This window comes from Streptomyces sp. NPDC001222, assembly GCF_042896945.1.
Classification (GTDB): Bacteria; Actinomycetota; Actinomycetes; order Streptomycetales; family Streptomycetaceae; genus Streptomyces; species Streptomyces gibsoniae.
In genome coordinates this window covers 17670-38346 of record NZ_JBIAXT010000033.1, presented here as the reverse complement: position 1 = coordinate 38346, position 20677 = coordinate 17670, and the positions used below count along the sequence as shown (strand labels likewise).

Annotated in this window: 21 protein-coding genes; 15 read left to right on the top strand and 6 right to left on the bottom strand. The window is 71.4% G+C overall.

Annotation, left to right across the window (positions count from 1 at the left end):
• Window positions 1-131 precede the first annotated feature (131 nt).
• Both ACFY2Z_RS32955 and ACFY2Z_RS32950 read left to right on the top strand, forming a co-directional pair.
• Complete coding sequence (locus tag ACFY2Z_RS32955; RefSeq protein ID WP_390747720.1) at window positions 132-872, top strand: response regulator transcription factor; 741 nt, start codon at window positions 132-134, stop codon at window positions 870-872.
• Between the two features lie 29 nt (window positions 873-901).
• Window positions 902-2395 (top strand): sensor histidine kinase, encoded by a 1494-nt coding sequence (locus tag ACFY2Z_RS32950; protein ID WP_390747770.1) that lies wholly within the window; start codon window positions 902-904, stop codon window positions 2393-2395.
• On the opposite strand, the gene ACFY2Z_RS32945 is transcribed toward ACFY2Z_RS32950, so the two are convergent.
• From ACFY2Z_RS32945 to ACFY2Z_RS32935, 3 genes are all read right to left on the bottom strand, one after another.
• Window positions 2382-3086 carry a L,D-transpeptidase gene (locus ACFY2Z_RS32945; protein ID WP_390747719.1) on the bottom strand — a complete coding sequence of 235 codons (705 nt, stop codon included), beginning with the start codon at window positions 3084-3086 and terminating at the stop codon, window positions 2382-2384. The two genes, ACFY2Z_RS32950 and ACFY2Z_RS32945, sit on opposite strands and share 14 nt — an antisense overlap.
• Before the next feature lie 3 nt (window positions 3087-3089).
• Entirely contained in the window at window positions 3090-3677 is a 588-nt protein-coding gene (locus tag ACFY2Z_RS32940) for a pyridoxamine 5'-phosphate oxidase family protein (protein WP_390747718.1), read from the bottom strand.
• Between the two features lie 120 nt (window positions 3678-3797).
• On the bottom strand, window positions 3798-4664 hold the full coding sequence (locus ACFY2Z_RS32935; RefSeq protein WP_390747717.1) for a hypothetical protein: 867 nt from the start codon (window positions 4662-4664) through the stop codon (window positions 3798-3800).
• Between the two features lie 239 nt (window positions 4665-4903).
• On the opposite strand from ACFY2Z_RS32935, the gene ACFY2Z_RS32930 reads away from it, so the two are divergent.
• The 5 genes from ACFY2Z_RS32930 (at window position 4904) to ACFY2Z_RS32910 (ending at window position 10917) form a co-directional block, all read left to right on the top strand.
• Entirely contained in the window at window positions 4904-6097 is a 1194-nt protein-coding gene (locus ACFY2Z_RS32930; protein WP_390747716.1) for an argininosuccinate synthase, read from the top strand.
• A gap of 109 nt (window positions 6098-6206) precedes the next feature.
• Window positions 6207-7640, top strand: a complete 1434-nt coding sequence (argH, locus tag ACFY2Z_RS32925; RefSeq protein ID WP_390747715.1) for an argininosuccinate lyase — start codon at window positions 6207-6209, stop codon at window positions 7638-7640.
• A 129-nt stretch (window positions 7641-7769) separates the two neighbouring features.
• Window positions 7770-8726, top strand: coding sequence for an aldo/keto reductase (locus tag ACFY2Z_RS32920; RefSeq protein WP_390747714.1), 957 nt, complete (start codon window positions 7770-7772; stop codon window positions 8724-8726).
• Window positions 8727-8806: 80 nt separating this feature from the next.
• Window positions 8807-9358, top strand: coding sequence for a TetR/AcrR family transcriptional regulator (locus tag ACFY2Z_RS32915; protein ID WP_390747713.1), 552 nt, complete (start codon window positions 8807-8809; stop codon window positions 9356-9358).
• On the top strand, window positions 9355-10917 hold the full coding sequence (locus ACFY2Z_RS32910; RefSeq protein WP_390747712.1) for an MFS transporter: 1563 nt from the start codon (window positions 9355-9357) through the stop codon (window positions 10915-10917). The genes ACFY2Z_RS32915 and ACFY2Z_RS32910 overlap by 4 nt, the downstream gene beginning before the upstream one ends.
• Window positions 10918-10972: 55 nt before the next feature.
• Here ACFY2Z_RS32910 and ACFY2Z_RS32905 read toward each other — a convergent pair whose 3' ends face one another.
• On the bottom strand, window positions 10973-11662 hold the full coding sequence (locus ACFY2Z_RS32905) for a lysophospholipid acyltransferase family protein (RefSeq protein WP_311699492.1): 690 nt from the start codon (window positions 11660-11662) through the stop codon (window positions 10973-10975).
• A gap of 339 nt (window positions 11663-12001) precedes the next feature.
• On the opposite strand from ACFY2Z_RS32905, the gene ACFY2Z_RS32900 reads away from it, so the two are divergent.
• From ACFY2Z_RS32900 to ACFY2Z_RS32890, 3 genes are all read left to right on the top strand, one after another.
• Window positions 12002-13177, top strand: a complete 1176-nt coding sequence (locus ACFY2Z_RS32900) for a glycerophosphodiester phosphodiesterase (protein ID WP_390747711.1) — start codon at window positions 12002-12004, stop codon at window positions 13175-13177.
• Between the two features lie 74 nt (window positions 13178-13251).
• The gene (locus ACFY2Z_RS32895; protein WP_390747710.1) at window positions 13252-13758 is read left to right on the top strand and encodes a sigma-70 family RNA polymerase sigma factor; all 507 of its coding nucleotides are present in this window, start codon (window positions 13252-13254) and stop codon (window positions 13756-13758) included.
• A gap of 46 nt (window positions 13759-13804) precedes the next feature.
• Window positions 13805-14308, top strand: a complete 504-nt coding sequence (locus ACFY2Z_RS32890; RefSeq protein WP_390747709.1) for a GNAT family N-acetyltransferase — start codon at window positions 13805-13807, stop codon at window positions 14306-14308.
• Between the two features lie 45 nt (window positions 14309-14353).
• On the opposite strand, the gene ACFY2Z_RS32885 is transcribed toward ACFY2Z_RS32890, so the two are convergent.
• Together ACFY2Z_RS32885 and ACFY2Z_RS32880 are read right to left on the bottom strand one after the other, a co-directional pair.
• Window positions 14354-14782, bottom strand: a complete 429-nt coding sequence (locus ACFY2Z_RS32885; protein ID WP_390747708.1) for a hypothetical protein — start codon at window positions 14780-14782, stop codon at window positions 14354-14356.
• 1 nt (window position 14783) lies between these two features.
• Entirely contained in the window at window positions 14784-15143 is a 360-nt protein-coding gene (locus ACFY2Z_RS32880; protein WP_390747707.1) for a hypothetical protein, read from the bottom strand.
• A gap of 596 nt (window positions 15144-15739) precedes the next feature.
• On the opposite strand from ACFY2Z_RS32880, the gene ACFY2Z_RS32875 reads away from it, so the two are divergent.
• From ACFY2Z_RS32875 to cbiE, 5 genes are all read left to right on the top strand, one after another.
• Window positions 15740-16780 carry a methionine ABC transporter ATP-binding protein gene (locus tag ACFY2Z_RS32875; RefSeq protein WP_390747706.1) on the top strand — a complete coding sequence of 347 codons (1041 nt, stop codon included), beginning with the start codon at window positions 15740-15742 and terminating at the stop codon, window positions 16778-16780.
• Entirely contained in the window at window positions 16777-17514 is a 738-nt protein-coding gene (locus ACFY2Z_RS32870; RefSeq protein ID WP_390747705.1) for a methionine ABC transporter permease, read from the top strand. Before ACFY2Z_RS32875 ends, ACFY2Z_RS32870 begins: the two co-directional genes overlap by 4 nt.
• Window positions 17515-17599: 85 nt before the next feature.
• Window positions 17600-18433, top strand: a complete 834-nt coding sequence (locus ACFY2Z_RS32865) for a MetQ/NlpA family ABC transporter substrate-binding protein (RefSeq protein ID WP_390747704.1) — start codon at window positions 17600-17602, stop codon at window positions 18431-18433.
• Between the two features lie 177 nt (window positions 18434-18610).
• The gene (locus ACFY2Z_RS32860; RefSeq protein ID WP_390747703.1) at window positions 18611-19249 is read left to right on the top strand and encodes a GNAT family N-acetyltransferase; all 639 of its coding nucleotides are present in this window, start codon (window positions 18611-18613) and stop codon (window positions 19247-19249) included.
• A 130-nt stretch (window positions 19250-19379) separates the two neighbouring features.
• A complete protein-coding gene (gene cbiE, locus ACFY2Z_RS32855; RefSeq protein ID WP_390747702.1) occupies window positions 19380-20591 on the top strand; it encodes a precorrin-6y C5,15-methyltransferase (decarboxylating) subunit CbiE in 1212 nt (403 codons plus the stop codon).
• The last annotated feature ends 86 nt before the right edge of the window (window positions 20592-20677 follow it).

The following is a 20677-nucleotide window of genomic DNA, read 5'->3' as shown; positions in this document are numbered from 1 at the left end:
GGCCTGAAGGAGGAGCGGACGGCGGGGGCGGGCGCCCAGGTCGCGCGCGGCGGGGGTGTCGGTACTCACAGCGAACTCAGAGGTCCCGGCGGCGTCGGTCACGGCGGGGAGGAGGGATGCTGGTGAGTGCGATGAACACACCCCGATCCGGCCGCCCCGCCCTCTCCCGTCCCGACGGCACACCCGTGCGGGTGCTCGTCGTCGACGACGACCCGGACCTCGCCGAGGTGCTGTCCGGGGCCCTGCGCTACGAGGGCTGGGACGTGCGCACGGCCGGCGACGGGGCCACGGCCGTCGCCGAGGCCCGCGACCACATGCCCGACGCCGTCGTCCTGGACGTGATGCTGCCGGACACCGACGGCTTCGCGGTGCTGCGCTCCCTGCACGGCGTGCAGCCGGACGTCTGTGTGCTGTTCCTCACCGCGCGGGACGCCGTCGAGGACCGCATCGCCGGCATCACCGCCGGCGGTGACGACTATGTGACCAAGCCGTTCAGCCTGGAGGAGGTCGTCGCCCGGCTGCGCGGACTGCTGCGCCGGGCGGGCATGGCCCGGCAGCTGGAGGAGGGCCCCCGGCTGGTCGTCGGCGACCTGGTCATGGACGAGGAGGCCCGTGAGGTGACCCGGGCCGGTGAGCTGATCGAGCTGTCCCCGACGGAGTTCGAACTGCTGCGCTTCCTGATGCGCAATCCGCGGCGCGTGCTCAGCAAGGCGCAGATCCTGGACCGGGTGTGGTCGTACGACTTCGGCGGCCAGGCCCATGTCGTCGAGCTGTACATCTCCTATCTGCGCAAGAAGTTGGACGCGGGCCGCGAGCCCATGATCCACACCGTCCGTGGGGCCGGGTACGTACTCAAGCCGGTGGTCCGGTGAGGGCCTTGCGGGCGGCGGCGGTACGGCGGATGCGGCGCCTGCCCCGGCTGCGGACCCTGCGGGCCCGGCTCACCGCCGGGCTCGTCGTGCTGCTCGCGCTCAGCTGCGCCGCCGTCGGGGTGGCCGCCGTGGTGGAGCTGAACGGCTTTCTCACGGGGCGGCTGGACCAGCAGCTGCGCGATGTCGGCCCGCGGTTCCCGGCGAGCCTGGAACACGGCGTCAAACCGTCGGACCACGACGGCGACGAACACGGGGACACCCGCAAGCAGTCCGCCGGCACCTTCGGCGCCCGGCTGGTCGGCGTCACGGTCACCAACGCGGCGGTGGTGCGCCCCGGTGACCAGAGCACCGACCTGCGCGCCCCGCTGAGTGCCCGGGACGAGCACAGGCTCGCGGCGGTCCCCACGGACGGCCGGGGCCACAGCGTCCGGCTGTCGTCCCTCGGCAGCTACCGGGTGCTGGCGACGGCCGGCCGGGACGGCGACGTCCTGCTCACCGGGCTGCCGCTGGAACCGGTCGAGGCGGCGGTGCACCGGCTGGAGAGCGTCGCCGCGGTCGTCTTCGGCGTGGCCCTCGCGGTCACCGGTGTCGCGGGCGCCGTCTGGGTGCGCTGGTCCCTGCGGCCGCTCAGCCGGGTCGCCGACACCGCCGTGCGGGTCAGCGAGCTGCCGCTCGCCAGCGGCGAGGTCGCCCTGCCGCCGCGCGCCCCCGAGAGCCATCCGCGCAGCGAGGTGGGCCGGGTCGCCACCGCCTTCAACCGCATGCTCGGCCATGTCGAGGACGCGCTGACCAAGCGGCACGCGAGCGAGGAACGGCTGCGCAGTTTCGCCGCCGACGCCAGCCATGAGCTGCGTACGCCGGTCGCCTCGGTGCGCGGGCACGCCGAGCTGGCGCTGCTGCACCCGGGCCCGGTCCCGCCCGAGGTGCACCGTGCCCTGGAGCGGATCGCCGCCGAGTCGGCGCGCATGGGCGAGATGGTCGACGATCTGCTGCTGCTGGCCCGGCTGGACGCGGGCCGCCCGCTGGAGCGCCGTCCGGTGGACCTCACCCGCCTAGTCCTCGACGCGGTCACGGACGCACGGGCCGCGGGACCGGGCCACCGCTGGACGATGGAGCTGCCCGAGGAGCCGGTCACGGTGACCGGCGACACCCATCGGCTCCAGCAGGTGCTGGCCAATCTGCTGGCCAACGCGCGTCTGCACACCCCGGCCGGCACCGGGGTCCGCGTCTCGCTGGAGACCGAGGGCCGGGCGGCCGTCCTCGCGGTCCACGACGACGGCCCCGGCGTGCCCGACGAGATCCGCTCGGGCGTCTTCGAACGCTTCACCCGGGCCGATCACCGCCGTCGCCCCGACCACCGCGGCGGCGGCGCGGGGCTGGGCCTGTCGATCGTGGCGGCGGTGACGGAGGCGCACGGCGGCACGGTGGAGCTGGACAGCCGCCCCGGCGCGACGACGTTCACCGTGCGGCTGCCGGGCGGCGGCGTGGCCGAGGACGGTCGGGCCGGGGTCAGTAGCGGGTGAGCGCGGTGGCCCCGCCCGTCGTGCCGATCGCGATGTGCGGCGCCCGCGCGGGCGCCGCCCAGGCCAGGATCGTCCGCATCGCCGCCCCGGGTACCGACACACAGCCCTCCGTCGCCGCCTTGCCGTTGACGTGCAGGAAGATGCCGGCGCCGCGGTCGCGCACCGGGGCGTGGTAGTTGAAGCCGATGACCAGGGCGTGGGAGTACTGCGGGTCGTAGGCGATCAGATGCTCCGACTCCGAGGCCCGGCAGTCGGCCGGCAGGGGCTCCGTCCAGCGGTTGTAGGAGCGTGAGCCGCTGTCCTGGCACCACCAGGAGTCCTGGTGCACCCGGCGGTACGAGGTCTTCGTCCCCGGGGGTGCGGCCGCGATGCCGAACGCGTACGGCAGGTCGTACAGCCCCGTCGGAGTCGTGCTGGTGCCCTGTCTGCGCGAGTCGCCCGCCACCAGACCGCGCGCACCGAACCGCGCGGGTGCCGCGCCGGCCTTCACCCACTGCCCGCCCCGCCGGTCCCACCAGGTCACCGTGCCCGAGGTGGCGGCGGTCGTGGCCGCCTCCGCGGTGATCAGCTGGGTGCCGCCGCCGGTGTCCGCCATCCGCTGGGGCAGCGGGACCTCCCAGGCAGGGTGCGGTGCGGCACCGAGCAGGGAGAGGAGGGAGGCGGAGACAAGGGCGACGACACCGGAGCGCATGGCTCAGAACGTAGACGGCGGCAGCGGCAACGGCAGTCCCGGCAGGCCGTCGAGGCTGGTTTCGACGTGCTCTTTCCTTCGGAAGTACGTATCGAGGGAGGCGTCGTCCTCGCGCGCGAAACGCCTGGCGTGCAGATCGCGGTCCTCCTGGTAGGTCATGAAGGGGACGGCATAGCCACAGGTGTCCCGGACGAGCCCCGCCGTCACGACGATGATCGCGCGCAGACCGTGCGAGGTCGGGTCGATGTCGGGGAAGTGCGCGAGGAGGTCCCCGAAGCGCGGGTCGTCGCGGAAGACGGGTTCCCCGCGGCCGTGCACCCGCACGATGCCGGGCGGGCCCTGGAAGGCGCACCACATCAGGGTGATCCGGCCGTTCTCCCGCAGATGCGCGACGGTCTCGGCGTTGGACCCGGCGAAGTCGAGGTAGGCCACGGTGTGGTCGTCGAGGACGGCGAAGGACCCCTTGAGTCCCTTGGGGGAGAGGTTGACCGTGCCGTCGGCGCCCAGGGGAGCGGTGGCGGTGAAGAACAGGGGCTGTGCCTCGATGAACGACCGGAGTCTGCTGTCAATGCGTTCATAGGTCTTTCCCATGCCGCCGATTATCGGGAAAAACCTTTCGGCTGTCTAAGAAGTTGGTGCCTCCGGAGGACTCCTCGGAGGAGCCCGTGGCCGCCCCGGCCGGCGCGCGGGGCGGCCACGGTGCCTGTCACGTCACTTGGTGAGCGTGCAGGCGGCCAGGGAGTCCAGGCCCTGCGGCTTGGCAGCGGTCCGGCCGATGGCGGTGGCGATGCGGTTGACGGTCGAGGTGCGCTTGTCCTTGAGGGGGCCGAGGATCGCGTTCTGGACGAAGTTGGGGCCGCCCTGGCCGACGGTGTCGGCGAGTCGCTTGTCGGCCTCGGCGATCTGGGTGTTGAGGAGGTCGAGGTTGCGGTCGACCTCGGCCTGTGCGGACGCGGGGACGGCCGGGAGCTTGGACTTCACGTCCGGGCACGTGATCGTCCCGGCGGCGCTGCCGCCGCTCGCCGCGTTCCCGGCCGCGCTGTTCCCGCCGGATTTGGTCCCGCCGGCCTGCTGAGTGGCGGTCCCGCTCGCCTGCTGGGAGGCGGCGCCGGCCGCGGCGCCGTTGTTCGCCACGCCGCCGTTGCCGAGCGTGCAGGCGGCCAGGGAGTCCAGGCCCTGCGGCTTGGTGCCCTTCCGGCCGATGGCGATGGCGATGCGGTCGATCGTCGAGGTGCGCTTGTCCTTGAGGGGGCCGAGGATCGCGTTCTGGACGAAGTTGGGGCCGCCCTGGCCGACGGTGTCGGCGAGTCGCTTGTCGGCCTCGGCGATCTGGGTGTTGAGGAGGTCGAGGTTGCGGTCGACCTCGGCCTGTGCGGACGCGGGGACGGCCGGGAGCTTGGACTTCACGTCCGGGCACGTGATCGTCCCGGTGGCCGCCAGGGGCTTGGCGCTGTTGCTCTGGGACGTCTCCCCCGCGAGGGCGGAACCGGCGATCACCGCGCCGGACAACGCCACTGCGGCGGCGCCGCCGATGATCGCCACACGACGCTTGTTGTACTTCGGAAGAGCCCTGGACATGAAGATGCCTCACTCGGGGTCGGGACGACTGCCGTGACGGACACGGCGGTCGGGGGGTGGTCTGCTGTGACGAACGCGGCGCCTGCGTTCGGCGAGTGATACGGGAAAGCGGTTTCACGTGTTCAAGGAGTTTCGAAATCCCTTTTCGAATCCTCGCCACGACCCCGATGAGATTGACGAACCATGCAGAGGGCTGCATACTCATGCATATCAGCGAATGCACTGTGAGGGAGAAACCCGTGACCGAGCGCGTCGTACTCGCCTACTCCGGCGGTCTGGACACCTCCGTCGCCATCGGCTGGATCGCCGAGGAGACCGGCGCCGAGGTCATCGCCGTCGCCGTGGACGTCGGCCAGGGCGGGGAGGACCTGGACGTCATCCGCAAGCGCGCCCTCGCCTGCGGTGCCGTGGAGGCCGAGGTCGCCGACGCCAAGGACGAGTTCGCGGACGAGTACTGCCTCCCGGCGATCAAGGCCAACGCCCTCTACATGGACCGCTACCCGCTGGTCTCCGCCCTGTCCCGGCCGACGATCGTCAAGCACCTCGTCGCCGCCGCCAAGAAGCACGGCGCCACCACGGTCGCCCACGGTTGCACCGGCAAGGGCAACGACCAGGTCCGCTTCGAGGCCGGCATCGTCGCCCTCGCCCCCGACCTCAAGTGCATCGCGCCGGTCCGTGACTACGCGATGACCCGCGACAAGGCCATCGCCTTCTGCGAGGCCAAGGGCCTGCCGATCGCGACCACCAAGAAGTCCCCGTACTCCATCGACCAGAACGTCTTCGGCCGGGCCATCGAGACCGGCTTCCTGGAGGACATCTGGAACGCCCCGATCGAGGACATCTACGAGTACACCTCCAACCCGGCCGAGCCCCGCGACGCCGACGAGGTGATCATCACCTTCAAGGAGGGCGTCCCGGTCGCCGTCGACGGCAAGCCCGTCACCGTCCTGCAGGCGATCCAGCAGCTCAACGAGCGGGCCGGCGCCCAGGGCATCGGCCGGATCGACATGGTCGAGGACCGCCTCGTCGGCATCAAGTCCCGCGAGGTGTACGAGGCTCCGGGCGCGATCGCCCTGATCACCGCCCACCAGGAGCTGGAGAACGTCACCGTCGAGCGCGAACTCGCCCGCTACAAGCGGCAGGTCGAGCAGCGCTGGGGCGAACTGGTCTACGACGGCCAGTGGTTCTCGCCGCTCAAGCGCGCCCTGGACGGCTTCGTCGACGAGGCCAACCAGCATGTCTCCGGCGACGTCCGCATGACCCTGCACGGCGGCCGCGCGGTCGTCACCGGCCGGCGCTCCCAGGAGTCGCTGTACGACTTCGACCTCGCCACCTACGACACCGGCGACAGCTTCGACCAGTCCGCGGCCAAGGGCTTCATCGACATCTACAGCCTGTCGTCGAAGATCGCCGCCAAGCGGGACCTGGTGTAGGACGCAGGACCCCTCGCACGCCCGACAGACACGCATGAGCTGACAGTCGCCTCCTCACTCCCGGGTGGGGAGGCGGCGGCACATCCCCACCTTCCCGAGGAGTACAGCAGTGAGCAGCAACAGCGGTGACGTACGGCTCTGGGGCGGCCGCTTCGCCGACGGTCCCGCCGAGGCCCTGGCCAAGCTGTCCGCGTCCGTCCACTTCGACTGGCGGCTCGCGCCGTACGACATCGCCGGTTCCCGCGCCCACGCGCGCGTGCTGCACCGGGCGGGACTCCTCACCGACGACGAGCTCACCCGGATGCTCGCCGGACTGGACCGGCTGGAGGCCGACGTGGCGTCCGGCGACTTCACCGGCACCATCGCCGACGAGGACGTCCACACCGCCCTCGAACGCGGCCTCCTCGAACGCCTCGGCCCCGACCTCGGCGGCAAGCTGCGCGCGGGCCGGTCCCGCAACGACCAGGTCGCCACCCTCTTCCGGATGTACCTGCGCGACCACGCCCGCATCCTCGGCGGGCTGATCGCCGAGCTCCAGGACGCCCTGGTCGGCCTCGCGGAGGCGCACCCGGACGTGGCGATGCCCGGCCGCACCCATCTGCAGCACGCCCAGCCGGTGCTCTTCGCCCACCATGTGCTCGCGCATGTCCAGGCGCTCTCCCGGGACGCCGAGCGGCTGCGCCAGTGGGACGAGCGCACGGCCGTCTCCCCGTACGGCTCGGGCGCGCTCGCGGGCAGCAGCCTCGGCCTCGACCCGGTGGCGGTCGCCCGGGACCTCGGCTTCGAGCACGGCAGCTCGGCCAACTCCATCGACGGCACGGCCTCCCGGGACTTCGTCGCCGAGTTCGCCTTCATCACCGCGATGATCGGTGTGAATCTCTCCCGGATCGCCGAGGAGGTCATCATCTGGAACACGAAGGAGTTCTCCTTCGTCACCCTCCACGACGCCTTCTCCACCGGCTCCTCGATCATGCCGCAGAAGAAGAACCCGGACATCGCGGAGCTGGCGCGCGGCAAGAGCGGTCGGCTGATCGGCAATCTGACGGGCCTGCTCGCCACCCTCAAGGCGCTGCCGCTCGCGTACAACCGCGACCTCCAGGAGGACAAGGAGCCGGTCTTCGACTCCATCGACCAGCTGGAGGTCCTGCTCCCCGCCTTCACCGGCATGATGGCCACGCTGACCGTGCACCGCGAGCGCATGGAGGAGCTGGCGCCGGCCGGCTTCTCGCTCGCCACCGACATCGCCGAGTGGCTGGTCAAGCGGGGTGTGCCGTTCCGGGTGGCGCACGAGGTCGCCGGCGAGTGCGTGAAGGCCGCGGAGGCCGAGGGCAAGGAGCTGGACGAGCTGACGGACGAGCAGTTCGCCAAGATCAGCGCCCATCTCACCCCCGAGGTCCGCACGGTCCTCGACGTCCCTGGCGCCCTCGCCTCCCGCAACGGACGCGGCGGCACGGCGCCCGAGGCGGTCGCCGTCCAGCTCGCCGAGGTGAGGGCGGATCTGGCGGCCCAGCACGCCTGGGCCGTCGCGAAGCTCAAGAAGTAGGCAGGTCGCGGGGGAAGGGGCGCCGCGGGATACGTTGGTCCGAGCCGCAAGGAGCCGACCGAACGGGAGCCCGCGATGTCCCTCGCCCTTTTCTCAGCTCTCGGCTCCGCTCGAGCAGGGGAGACCCCTATGGCCTCAGCCACCACCCCGACCTGCCACCTCGGCCTGGGTCTGGCCGCCGTCGGACGTCCGGGTTACATCAACCTGGGCCGTGAGCAGGACCTCCCGTCCGACCGCAGCGTCGACGCCCTGCGCGCCCGTACCCATGCCCTGCTGGACGCGGCCTACGCCCAGGGTGTCCGCTATGTCGACGCGGCCCGCTCCTACGGCCGTTCCGAGGAGTTCCTCGCCGACTGGCTGACCGCGCACCCCGAGATCGACGACGTCGTCATCGGCAGCAAATGGGGCTACACCTACACCGCCGACTGGACCACCGACGCCGAGCGGCACGAGGTCAAGGACCACAGCGCCGCCACCTACGAGAGGCAGCGCGCCGAGACCGCCGCCCTGCTCGGCGACCGGCTCGACCTGTACCAGATCCACTCGGTGACCCCCGACAGCCCGGCGCTCACGGACCGGGAACTCCACGCGAAGCTCGCGCAGGCCGCGGCGCAGGGACTGACGATCGGGTTCTCCACCAGCGGCCCGGCGCAGGCCGACGCGATCCGCGCCGCGCTCGCCGTGACCGTCGACGGCGAACCCCTCTTCCGTACCGTCCAGTCCACGTACAACCTTCTGGAGACCTCGGCCGCCCCCGCGCTCGCCGAGGCCCACGACGCCGGGCTCACGGTGCTCGTCAAGGAGGCCATGGCCAACGGCCGGCTGGCGGACCCGTACGCGCCCGAGGCGCTGAGGGCGGTGGCCGCGCAGACGTCGTACGGCTCCGACGCGGTCGCCCTCGCCGCGGTCCTGCGTCGGCCCTGGGTCGATCTCGTCCTGTCGGGTGCCGCCACCACGGCCCAACTCGCCTCCAATCTGCACGCCGCGGCCGTCGATCTCGACGGGGACCAGCTCGACCGGATGGAGGCCCTGGCCGAGGACCCGCGCGCCTACTGGGAGCGGCGCGGACAGCTGCCCTGGCACTGATCCTCCGGCGAAGCCGCCAAACGTGAGACCTGCGTGCCGCGTGTGAGACATTGATGTCTCACATGTGCTATTCTTGTCTCATGGCTGTCGACCGTGACCATGTGCTGCGCAGCGCAGCCGCCCTGCTCACCCGGAAATCCACCGCCACCATGGACGAGGTCGCCAAGGCGGCCGGGATCAGCCGGGCCACGCTGCACCGCCAGTTCGCCGGGCGCGACGCGCTCGTGCGGGCCCTGGAGACGCTCGGCATCGAGGAGTGCGAGGCGGCCCTGGACGACGCACGGCTCGACGAGGATCCGGCCCAGGAGGCGCTGCGCCGGTTCGTGACGCGGATCGAGCCCGCCGCGGCCCTCCTCGCCTTCCTGTACAGCGAGAACCAGCTCTACGAGGGCGAGGAGCAGAACGCGGGCTGGGCCCGGATCGACGCCCGGATGGCCGCGCTGTTCCGGCGCGGTCAGGCAGGCGGCGAGTTCCGTATCGACCTGACCCCGGCCTGGCTCACCGACGCGCTCTACGGCCTGCTGGCCTCGGGCGCCTGGGCCGTGGCGGAGGGCCGCCTCGCCCCCAAGGACTTCACCTACATGATCGCCGAGATGTTCCTCGGCGGCGCGCTTCGGAAAGAGGAACCATGACCAGCACCCTGCGGCATGAGGGTGCCCCCCGCTCCAGCGAAACCGAGAGCCCGGGGGAGATCGCACCGCGGGCCGAGCGGCGACCGGGCCGGTGGCTCGCGCTCTCGGTGCTCGTGCTCGCCGTGCTGCTGGTGGCCGTGGACGCGACCGTCCTCGGCCTCGCGACCCCCTACATCAGCGAGGACCTGAAACCGTCCGGCACCCAGCTGCTGTGGATCGGGGACGTCTACTCGTTCGTCATCGCCGGTCTGCTCGTGTCCATGGGCAGCCTCGGCGACCGCATCGGCCGCAAGCGGATCCTGCTCGGCGGCGCCACGGCCTTCGGCCTGATATCCGTCCTCAACGCGTACGCCGCGACGGCGGGGACGATGATCCTCGCCCGGGCGCTGCTCGGGGTCGCCGGCGCGACCCTGATGCCCGCCACGCTCGCGCTGATCCGCAACATCTTCCACGACCCGCGCGAGCGCAGCCTCGCGGTCGGGATCTGGGGCGCCACCGCCTCGGCCGGCACGGCGATCGGCCCGATCGCCGGCGGTTTCCTGCTCGAACACTTCTGGTGGGGCTCGGTCTTCCTCATCAACGTGCCCGTGATGGTGGTGCTCGTCCTCGTCGGCATCGGCACGCTGCCCGAGTCCCGCAACCCGAACCCCGGCCCCTGGGACCTGATCAGCGTGATGCTGTCGCTGGTCGGCATGGTCGGCCTCGTGTACGCGGTCAAGGAGGCGGCGGCGCACGGGATCACCTGGCCGGGCGCGGCCACCGGTGCCCTCGGCGCCGCCGCGCTCACCGGCTTCGTACGCCGGCAGTTGACGCTTCCGGTGCCGCTGCTGGACATGCGGCTGTTCCGCCGCCGCGGCTTCAGCGGCGCGGTCCTCGCCGACCTGCTGACCGTCCTCGGCATGTCCGGACTGGTCTTCTTCCTCTCGCAGTATCTGCAACTGGTGCAGGGCAGGCGGCCCTTCGAGGCGGGTCTCGCCGAACTGCCCGCCGCCGTCGGCGCGGTGGCGGCGGGTCTCGTCGCGGGCACGGCGGCGCGGCGCCTCTCGGTGCGCGCGGTGGTCTCCGGCGGGCTCGCCGCGGTGGGGCTGGCGCTGGCCGCGCTCACTCTCCTCGACCGGACCACCGGCTACACGTTCATCGGAGCCGCGCTGCTGGTCGTGGGCGTGGGCGCGGGACTGTCGTTCACCGTGACCGCGGACGTGATCCTCTCCAGCGTGCCCCGGGAGCAGGCGGGGGCCGCGTCGGCGGTCTCCGAGACGGCGTACGAACTCGGCGCGGCCCTCGGGATCGCGCTGCTCGGCTCGATCGTGACCGGTGTCTACCGCGACTTCACCGCCCCCGCGGGCACCCCGGCCATGGCCCACGAGTCACTGGGCGGCGCGGTCGAGGCGGCGAGGCGGCTGCCCGCGGGCACCGGCGAGGCGCTGCTGTCGTCGGCCCGTGAGACCTTCCTCGACGGTCTGCGGCTGGCGACGGGCGCGGGCGCGGCGGTTCTGCTGGCCACGGCGGTGGCGGCGTGGTTCCTGCTCCGAGGCCGGCGGCTGGACGGCTCGGCATGACATGAGGGCCGCGCCCCGGTCGGGGTGCGGCCCTCGTCGACAGTCGCCTCAGGTGCTAGGCGGCCTTCGCCTTCGTGGCGTACATGTCCACGTACTCCTGACCCGACAACCGCATGACCTCGGTCATCACCGAATCGGTGACCGCCCGCAGCACATATCGGTCGCGGTCCATCCCCTCGTAGCGGGAGAACTCCATCGGCGCACCGAAGCGCACGGTGACCCGGCCCGGACGCGGCATACCGCTGCCGCCCGGCTGCAGCTTGTCCGTGCCGATCATCGCGAACGGGACCACCGGGGCGCCGGTCATCAGGGTGAGGCGGGCGATGCCGGTGCGGCCGCGGTACAGACGGCCGTCGGGGGAGCGGGTGCCCTCCGGGTAGATGCCGAAGACCTTGCCCTCCTCCAGCACCCGGCGGCCGGTCATCAGCGCGGCCACACCGCCGTTCGCGCCGTCCCGGTCCACCGGGATCATGCCGACACCCGTGAAGAACCAGGCCATCAGCCGGCCCTTGAAGCCCTTGCCCGTGACGTACTCGTCCTTGCCGATGAAGAGCACCTGCCGCGTGGTCACGATCGGCAGCACGATCGAGTCGATGAACGTCAGGTGGTTGCCGGCGAGGATGACCGGTCCGTCTCCCGGGATGTGTTCCGCGCCCTCCACCCGTGGGCGGAACATCAGGCGCATGATCGGTCCGAGCACTGCCTTGATGAGCGCGAAGCGGGACAACGGGCCCTCCGGTGTCAAGGGATGCGGTATGAGTCTGTGCAGGTGAGGACGATACTCGTGGCGCGTGCTCCGGCGCACATCGGGTTCACCGGGTCGTGACGAGTCATGGACGAGTGTTTACCTGCGTCGTCGTCGTGTTGCACGTTCGTCATCCGCCGTACGGGTGTGACGGACATCGCGCCCGCGGGGTGACGGACCGTCACGCGTCCTCCGTATGACGGGTGTCCCGCGCGGGCGCGTCCATGCAGCCGCAAGGACGATCCGCGTCCGGCAGTCGTTCCTGAATACGTCTCCCGGCCGTCACTCGCCCGCATCTACGATCGATCGCGCTTTCGACACGTGTGGTGGGAGGAACCCATGGGGACGCAGGAGTCGTACGAGCAGGGTCGAGGGACGGGCCGGCGGGCGCTGCTCGGGGCCGCGGTGCTCGGGGCGGGCGGTGCGGTCCTCGGACTGCCGGGCGCCGCGAGTGCGGACGCGCGCCACGGCGGCGGACTGAAGAGCCTGCCGGTGCCGACCGTCATCGGGCACCGGGGCGCCAGCGGCTACCGCCCTGAGCACACCTTCGGCTCCTACCAGCTGGCCCTCGACCTGGGTGCCGACATCGTGGAGGCCGGCGACCTGGTGCCGACCAAGGACGGCCACCTCGTGTGCCGGCACGAGCCGGAGATCGGCGGCACGACGAACGTCGCCGACCACCCCGAGTTCGCCGGCCGCAAGACCACCAAGGTCCTGGACGGCGTCTCCACCACCGGCTGGTTCACCGAGGACTTCACCCTCGCCGAGCTGAAGAGGCTGCGCGCGATCGAGCGCATCCCGGCCACCCGGCAGCGCAACACGCTCTACGACGGCCGCTGGGAGATCCCCACCTTCGAAGAGGTGCTCCGGTGGCAGGACGAGCAGACCCGCAGGCGTGGCAAGCAGGTGTGGATCTACCCCGAGACCAAGCACCCGACGTACTTCCGCAAGCTGGGCCTCGGCCTGGAGGAGCGGCTCGCGAAGATCCTGCGGGCGCACGGCAAGGACGGCAGGAACGCGCCCGTGATCATCCAGTCCTTCGAGCCGACCAGCATCCAGCGCCTGAACAAGCTGGTCGGCAACCCGCTCGTCGTGCTGCTGTCCGCCGCGAACACCCGCCCGTGGGACTTCGTCGAGACGGGCGACCCGCGCACGGTCGCCGACCTCGTCACCCCCAAGGGCCTCAAGGAGATCGCCTCGTACGCCCAGGGCATCGGCCCGACCCTCGACCTGGTCCTCCCCAAGGACGCGAACGGCAATCTCACCAAGCCGTCCACGCTCGTCGCCGACGCGCACGCCGCGGGCCTGATCCTGCACCCCTACACGATGCGCAACGAGAACACCTTCCTGCCCACGGACTTCCACAAGGGCACCGACCCGGCGGCGTACGGGGACGCCTTCGGCGCCTTCAAGGCCTACTTCGCGACCGGCATCGACGGGGTCTTCACGGACAACGCCGACACCGGACTGCTCGCTCGCGAGGACTTCCTGCGCGGGCGGGGCGTCAACGGCTGACGCGCGCACCCCGATCGGGGTGAATCCCGGCCGCCCCGGAAACCCGTCCCCGGGGCGGCCGCGTCCCGCCGCATATGACCCACGAGATGCTGACGGCCCTGCGTCCGCTGCTCACCGCCGAGGCGTCGGCGGAGGCACACGCGTCGGGGATGGAACCGGGCGATCTGGAACAGGCGGTGTGGCTGCGGCTCCTGGAACGGCTGGACGGGGACCGGCCGCCCGCCGATCCGCAGGGGTGGCTGCGCCGGGCGGTCCGTGCCGAGGCGCGGCGCGGGCGCCGTACCGCCCGCCTCGAACTGCCCTACCGGGCCGAGCCCGTGGACGACACGGGACGCGATCCCGAGCAGCAGGCCCTGACGGCGGCCCGCCGACGGGCCCTGTACGCGGCCGTGCGCCGGCTCCCCGGCCGCTGCCCCCGTCTCATGGCGGCCCTGCTCTCCCCTCGTGACCTGACCTATCGGGAGATCGCGGGGGAGTTGGGTATCTCACAGGGCAGCCTTGGCCCGGAACGCTCCAAATGCCTTGGATGTCTACGGCGATTGCTGGCGGCGGAGGTTGCGGCGCGCGAACCGCGGGGATAGGAGTGGGGGGACTACCGGCGATCAGGTGAGCGGGAGGCGTGCGCACATGGGCATGAGCGTGACCATCTCTGTGGCGACCGAGCAGGACGCCGAGCAGATCTTCAGGCTGCAGTACCTGTGCTTCCAGAGCGAGGCCGCGCTGTACGGCAACTACCGCATCGACCCGCTCGTCCAGAGCCTGGAGTCGGTCCGCGAGGAGGTCGCCTCGGACTGTGTCTTCGTGGCGCGCCTCGGCGAGGAGGTGGTCGGCTCCGTGCGCGGCAGCGTCACCGGGGACGGCGCGGCCGCCATCGGCAAGCTGTGCGTGCACCCCCGGCTTCAGGGGCACGGTATCGGCGCCCGTCTGCTGCGGGCCGCGGAGGCGGCGCTCGCGGAGGAGCGCGGCGCGACCAGGTTCCGCCTCAGCGCGGGCCACCGCAGCGAGGGCAATCTGCGGCTGTACCGCCGCCTCGGCTACGAGACCGCGGGCACGTCCCAGGGAGCCGACGGCGTACCGATGATCGTCCTGGAGAAGCAGGCCCCCGCGGCGACGTACGCGACGACGGCCTGAGACCGGCACAGCGCCCCGCAAGGGGCGCGCCCCCGGCGGCGCGGCTCAGCCGTGCTGGTGCCGCGTGTGCGCCTTCCGCAGCCAGTACATGGCCGACAGCGGCAGCAGTACGGGGATGAAGAGGTACCCCATCCCGTAGTCCGACCACACGGTCGCGTCCGGGAACGCGGACGGCTCCACCAGCGTCCAGGTGCCGACGGTGAGGACACCCAGCAGCTCCGCCGCGCAGCACACCAGCGCCGCCCGCCGGGCCGTCTCGCCGCCGCGCACCAGGGAGTAGGTGATGAAGCCGTAGACCACCCCGGCCACCGCGGACAGCGAGTACGCCAGCGGGGCCTTGTCGAACTGCGTCGAGATCTGTACGACCGAGCGCGACACCGCGCCGACCACCATCACGCCGTACAGCCAGACGAGCAGCATGCCGGGCCCGCTGATCAGCCGAGCCTTCGCAGGCTTCTCCTCCGTGGCCGTCATCTCAGCCTCCCCAGATGTCATAGAGCCGCACCTCCAGCACGGCGAGGACCACACCGCCGGCCGCGACCGTCACCGAGCCCCATCGCGTGCGCTCCGCCAGCGACATGAAGCCCGCCGCCGGGATGCAGGCGAAGGCGCCGAGCAGATACGCCACGAAGATCGTCGTGCCCTGCTGCGGCTTCTCGCCGCGCGCCAGCTGGACGAAGCCGACGATCAGCTGGACCAGGGCCAGCAGCGTCACCACGGCCATGCCGATGAAGTGCCAGTCCTTGGTGGGCTGGTCACGGTAGGCCGCCCAGCCGCACCAGGCGGCGAGCAGCAGCGCGGCGACACCGGTCGCCGACGTCAGGGCATCAAGCATGCCGTGACCCTATTACGGGCCAAAAGGCCCGCAGCGCCCGCCCCCGGCGGACACCGCCCGCCGGGGCGAGCGGTTCCGGCCACCGTGGCCTTGGCCACAGTCCACCCCGTCCACGCACCGGACGGGTTCCCGCGCGCAGGGCCCCTCGGCCCCGGCCGGACTGGTCAACAAGCCTGTCGGAGCGTCCACCGGAGCGGACCGCGCACTGTCCACGGCTGTCCGAATAGCGGACAGCCGGGACGGCCCCGGCGGATGTGTCTGCTTTACTGGGGCACATGACCACGACGAGCTGCCGCACCCTTGCGACCGAGGCGACCTTGACGCCCGGTGCTCGTTGTATGTGTCGAATGTGCGCCTGCTAGAGGGCCCCTGCACCATCCAGAGCCTCGCGCCCCGAAGCGAGTCCCGTGCCCTGTCCGTACGCCCGTTGCGTATGTGACTGAGCCTCCCCCCACCGCCATGGCGGCGAGGGGACCCCCCGCGCACATGTTCTCCCCCGGTTCGCTCGCGATCGCGAGAACCGTGCCGCGTTCCCACGCACGCATCCGTGTTCGGCGCACACCCACGCCCTGCACTCGACAGTGACGGAAACCCCAGTGATCACCACATCGGGCCTTAGCAAGGTCTACCGCTCACGCGGCCGCGAGGTGACCGCCCTCGACGGCGTCGACCTGCATGTACGCGAGGGCGAGGTGTACGGCGTCATCGGCCAGTCCGGCGCCGGGAAGTCCTCGCTCATCCGCTGCATCAACCTCCTGGAGCGCCCCACCTCCGGCACGGTCACCGTGGCCGGCCAGGACCTCACCGCGCTCGCCGGCCGCGGTCCGCGCGCCGGCCGGGAGCTCCGCCAGGCGCGCAGCCGCATCGGCATGGTCTTCCAGCACTTCAACCTGCTGTCCTCGCGGACGGTCCAGGACAACATCGAGCTGCCGCTGGAGATTCTCGGCAAGTCCGGGAAGGAACGTTCCCGCAAGGCCCTCGAACTGCTCGACCTCGTCGGTCTCGCCGACAAGGCAAAGGCCTACCCGGCCCAGCTCTCGGGCGGTCAGAAGCAGCGCGTCGGCATCGCCCGCGCCCTCGCCGGCGACCCCAAGGTGCTGCTCTCCGACGAGGCGACCAGCGCCCTCGACCCGGAGACCACCCGCTCCATCCTTGAGCTGCTGCGGGACCTGAACCGGCAGCTGGGTCTCACCGTGCTGCTCATCACCCACGAGATGGACGTCGTCAAGACCATCTGCGACTCGGCCGCGCTCATGGAGAAGGGCCGCATCGTCGAGTCCGGCACCGTCAGCGAACTGCTCGCCACCCCGGGCTCCGAACTGGCCGCCGCCCTCTTCCCGCTCAGCGGTGTCGCGTCCGACGACGCCCGCACCGTCGTCGACGTCACCTTCCACGGCGACGCGGCCACCCAGCCCGTCATCTCGCAGCTCTCGCGCACCTACAACATCGACATCTCGATCCTCGGTGCCGCGATGGACACCGTCGGCGGCAAGCAGGTCGGCCGGATGCGCATCGAACTGCCCGGCCGCTACGAGGAGAACGTGGTGCCGGTCGGCTTCCTGCGCGAGCAGGGCCTGCAGATCGACGTCGTGGGCCGGACCGAGGAGTCCGCGCTCGTCAAGGAAGGTGCCAAGTGAGCTGGTCCGAGATGCAGCCGCTGTTGTCGCAGGCGTCCTGGGACACCCTGTACATGGTCGGCTGGTCCACGCTGATCGCCGTCGTCGGCGGGCTGCCGCTCGGCGTCCTGCTGGTGCTCACGGACCGGGGCGGACTGCTGCAGAGCGTCGTCGCCAACAAGGTCATCGGGCAGATCGTGAACGTCGCCCGCTCGATGCCCTTCATCATCCTGATGGTCGCCCTGATGACCTTCACCCGCTGGGTCACCGGGACGACCATCGGCCGTGAGGCGGCCATCGTCCCGCTCGCCATCGGCGCCATCCCCTTCTTCGCGCGTCTGGTCGAGACGGCCGTCCGCGAAGTGGACGGCGGACTCGTCGAGGCCGTGCAGGCGATGGGCGGCAACACCTGGACCGTCGTCCGCAAGGTCCTCGTGCCCGAGTCCCTGCCGTCGCTGATCTCCTCCGCCACCACCACGGTCGTCGCCCTCATCGGCTACTCCGCGATGGCGGGCACGGTCGGCGCCGGCGGCCTCGGCGACATCGCCATCCGCTACGGCTACCAGCGCTTCGAGACCCAGCTGATGTGGATCACCGTGGCGATCCTCGCCGTCGTCATCTCGCTCATCCAGTTCGCCGGCGACTACGCGGCCCGCTCCCTGCACCGCCGCGGCGGCGGCTCCGGCCCGGCACCGAGGCTGCGGCTGCTCAAGGCCGGGAAGCCCGCGGCGGCCGACGTGAGCAAGGCCGCCTGAGCCCCCGTCCGGGCCGCCCGAACCCCCACCGACTCCCCGCCCACCCAAGACGGGGTCGCACCACCCATAAGGAAAGGCACTTTTCGTGCGTAACACCGCCAAGATCACCACCGCTGTCCTCGCCGCCGGAGCCCTCACCTTCGGGCTCAGCGCCTGCGGCTCCGGCAAGAGCTCGTCCTCCTCCGCCGACACGAGCGGCCCGCTGGTCGTCGCCGCGAGCCCGACCCCGCACGCCGAGATCCTCAACTTCGTGAAGGACAACCTCGCGAAGAAGGCGGGCCTGGACCTCCAGGTCAAGGAGTTCACCGACTACATCACGCCGAACACGGCGACCGAGGACGGCTCCGTGGGAGCCAACTACTTCCAGAACCAGCCGTACCTGGACGACTTCAACAAGAAGCGGGGCACCCGCATCGTGCCCGTCGTCACGGTGCACCTGGAGCCGCTCGGTCTCTACTCCCACAAGGTGAAGAGCGTCGACGCGCTGAAGAGCGGTGCGACCGTCGCAGTCCCCAACGACTCCGTCAACGAGGCGCGGGCCCTGAAGCTGCTCGCCTCCAAGGGGCTCATCACCCTCAAGGACGGCGCCGGCAACGAGGCGACCCCGCAGGACATCACCAAGAACCCCAAGGACCTGAAGTTCAAGGAGGTCGAGGCGGCCCAGACCCCGCGCTCCCTGGACGACGTGGACGCCGCGGTGATCAACGGCAACTACGCCATCTCCGCCGGCCTCAAGCCCGCCAAGGACGCCCTCGTCCTGGAGTCCGCGAAGAACAACCCGTACGGGAACTTCCTCGCGGTCAAGAAGGGCAACGAGACCGACCCGCGGGTCAAGAAGCTCGCGAAGCTCCTCACCTCCCCCGAGGTGAAGAAGTTCATCGAGGACAAGTACCAGGGTTCCGTCGTCCCCTCCTTCTGATCCCGCCTCGACCCGAGCCCGCACGCCGCGTACACCGCGCGCGTACTCCGCGTATCGCCACGCATGGGGTCCACGCCCTCACCGGGTGTGGACCCCGTGGTGCGGTTCGGTGCTTTCATGCTGCATGCTGGGCAGTTCAGCAGCCCTGGCGGTTTCCGAAGGTTACGGAGCGGCGCAATGACGAGCACCTACCCCAACGTCTCCATCAGCACGGAGCGGTTGGTACTGCGCCCTCTCGACGAGGACGACGTCCCCGCACTGGCCGAGATGATGAACGACGAGCTGGTCGGCGCCTGGACGGATGTGCCGCAGCCCTTCACCGAGGAGGCCGCCCGCACCTGGATCACCGAGTACGCGCCCGCACAGCGGGAGACGGGCAGCGGCCTCGACCTGGCGGTCACCGAGTTCCTCACCCAGCGGCTCGTGGGCGTCATCCAGCTCGGCCGGACCAACTGGCATGTGCGGTCCACCGAGCTGTCGTACATCATCGCCCCCTGGGCGCGTGGCGAGGGCTATGCCTCCGAGGCGGCGCTCGCCATCGCCCAGTGGCTCTTCGGCGACCAGAAGTTCGAGCGGATCGAAGTGCGCACGGCGGCCGACAACACCGCCTCCCAGCAGGTCGCCCAGAAGATCGGCTGTATCAGCGAGGGCGTCCTGCGCAACGCCTGCATAGCCCACCTCCGTACGGAGGACGGCACCTGGACCGACGTACGGACCGACTTCATCGTCTGGAGCCTGCTGCCGGAGGATCTGGACGGGGTCAGCGAGGAACTGGCCGACAGCGGCGGTTTCACGTCGTTCTCCAATTGGCGCTGACCCCGGCGATCCTCTCCCGCCGACCGGGCCCCCGGGCGGTCGGAGCGGGCTCGACCGGGTAGTCTCACGAAGCCTGCCGTGCGGGCTGCCCCCTGACGACCTGCGAAGACCTGCTGGGAGACTGACGACGATGGCCGACCGGGTCACGGTGATCGGCTGGGACGGCTCGCCGCTGACCGCAGCGGCGCGCTCCGCACTGGGGGCCGCCACGCTGGTCGCCGGCGCGGCACACCATCTCGCGCTCCCCGAGGTGCCGCAGACGGCCGAACGCATCCGCCTCGGCAGCCTCGCTCTCGCCGCCCGCCGCATCGCCGCCCACCGGGGCACCGCCGTGGTCCTCGCCGACGGCGACCCGGGCTTCTTCGGCGTCGTACGCACGCTGCGCGCCCCCGAATTCGGCCTGGAGGTCGAGGTCGTCCCGGCCGTCTCCTCGGTCGCCGCCGCCTTCGCGCGCGCCGGGATGCCCTGGGACGACGCAGAGGTGGTCGTCGCACACCGCCGCACCCTGCGCCGCGCGGTGAACGTATGCCGGGCGCACGCCAAGGTCGCGGTCCTCACCTCACCGGGCGCCGGGCCCGCCGAACTCGGACTGCTCCTCGAAGGGGTCCATCGCACCTTCGTCATCTGCGAGGAACTCGGCACCACGCGGGAACAGGTCACCGTCGTCACCTCCGACAAGGCCGCCGACCACACCTGGCGCGACCCCAACGTCGTCATCGTCATCGGGGGACCGGTGACCGCGGCCGACGACGGCGGATGGATCGCCGGCCGCGACCCGTCCGCGGGACCGCGCGGCTGGGCGCTGCCCGCCGAGGCGTACGGCGGCGGACTCGGCGAAGGGGAAACGGATCTGCTGCGTTCCGTCCAACTCGCCCGTCTCGGACCACGGGTGGGCGACCTCGTGTGGGACATCGGCAGCGGCAGCGGGGCGTTCGCCGTGGAGGCCGCCCGCCGCGGGGCGGCCGTCCTCGCCGTCGACCGGGACCCCGACGCGTGCGGCCGCACGACGGCCGCCGCCCGCCGATTCGGCGTCCAGTTCCAGGTGGTGCACGGCGTCGCCCCGCACATCCTGGAGAACCTCCCCGAGCCGGACGTCGTACGCGTCGGCGGCGGGGGAGTCGCGGTGGTCTCCGCGGTCGCCGACCGTCGCCCGCAGCGCATCGTCGCGCACGCGGCCACCCGCGACGCGGCCGAACTCGTCGGCCGGGACCTGTCGGAGCACGGCTACGACGTCGAGTGCGCTCTGCTGCAGTCCGTCGAGCTCGACACGCGGGCCTGGACGGAGAAGGAACGGAGTGTCGCGTTCCTGCTCAGCGGGCGACTACCCGAACGCGCCCAGTGATCCGGTTGTCGTACCGGCGCGGTAGGCTGGCCGACCGTTGTACCGCACTTGGGTGATCCGGCACTCGTCAGCCAATGTCCGGAAAG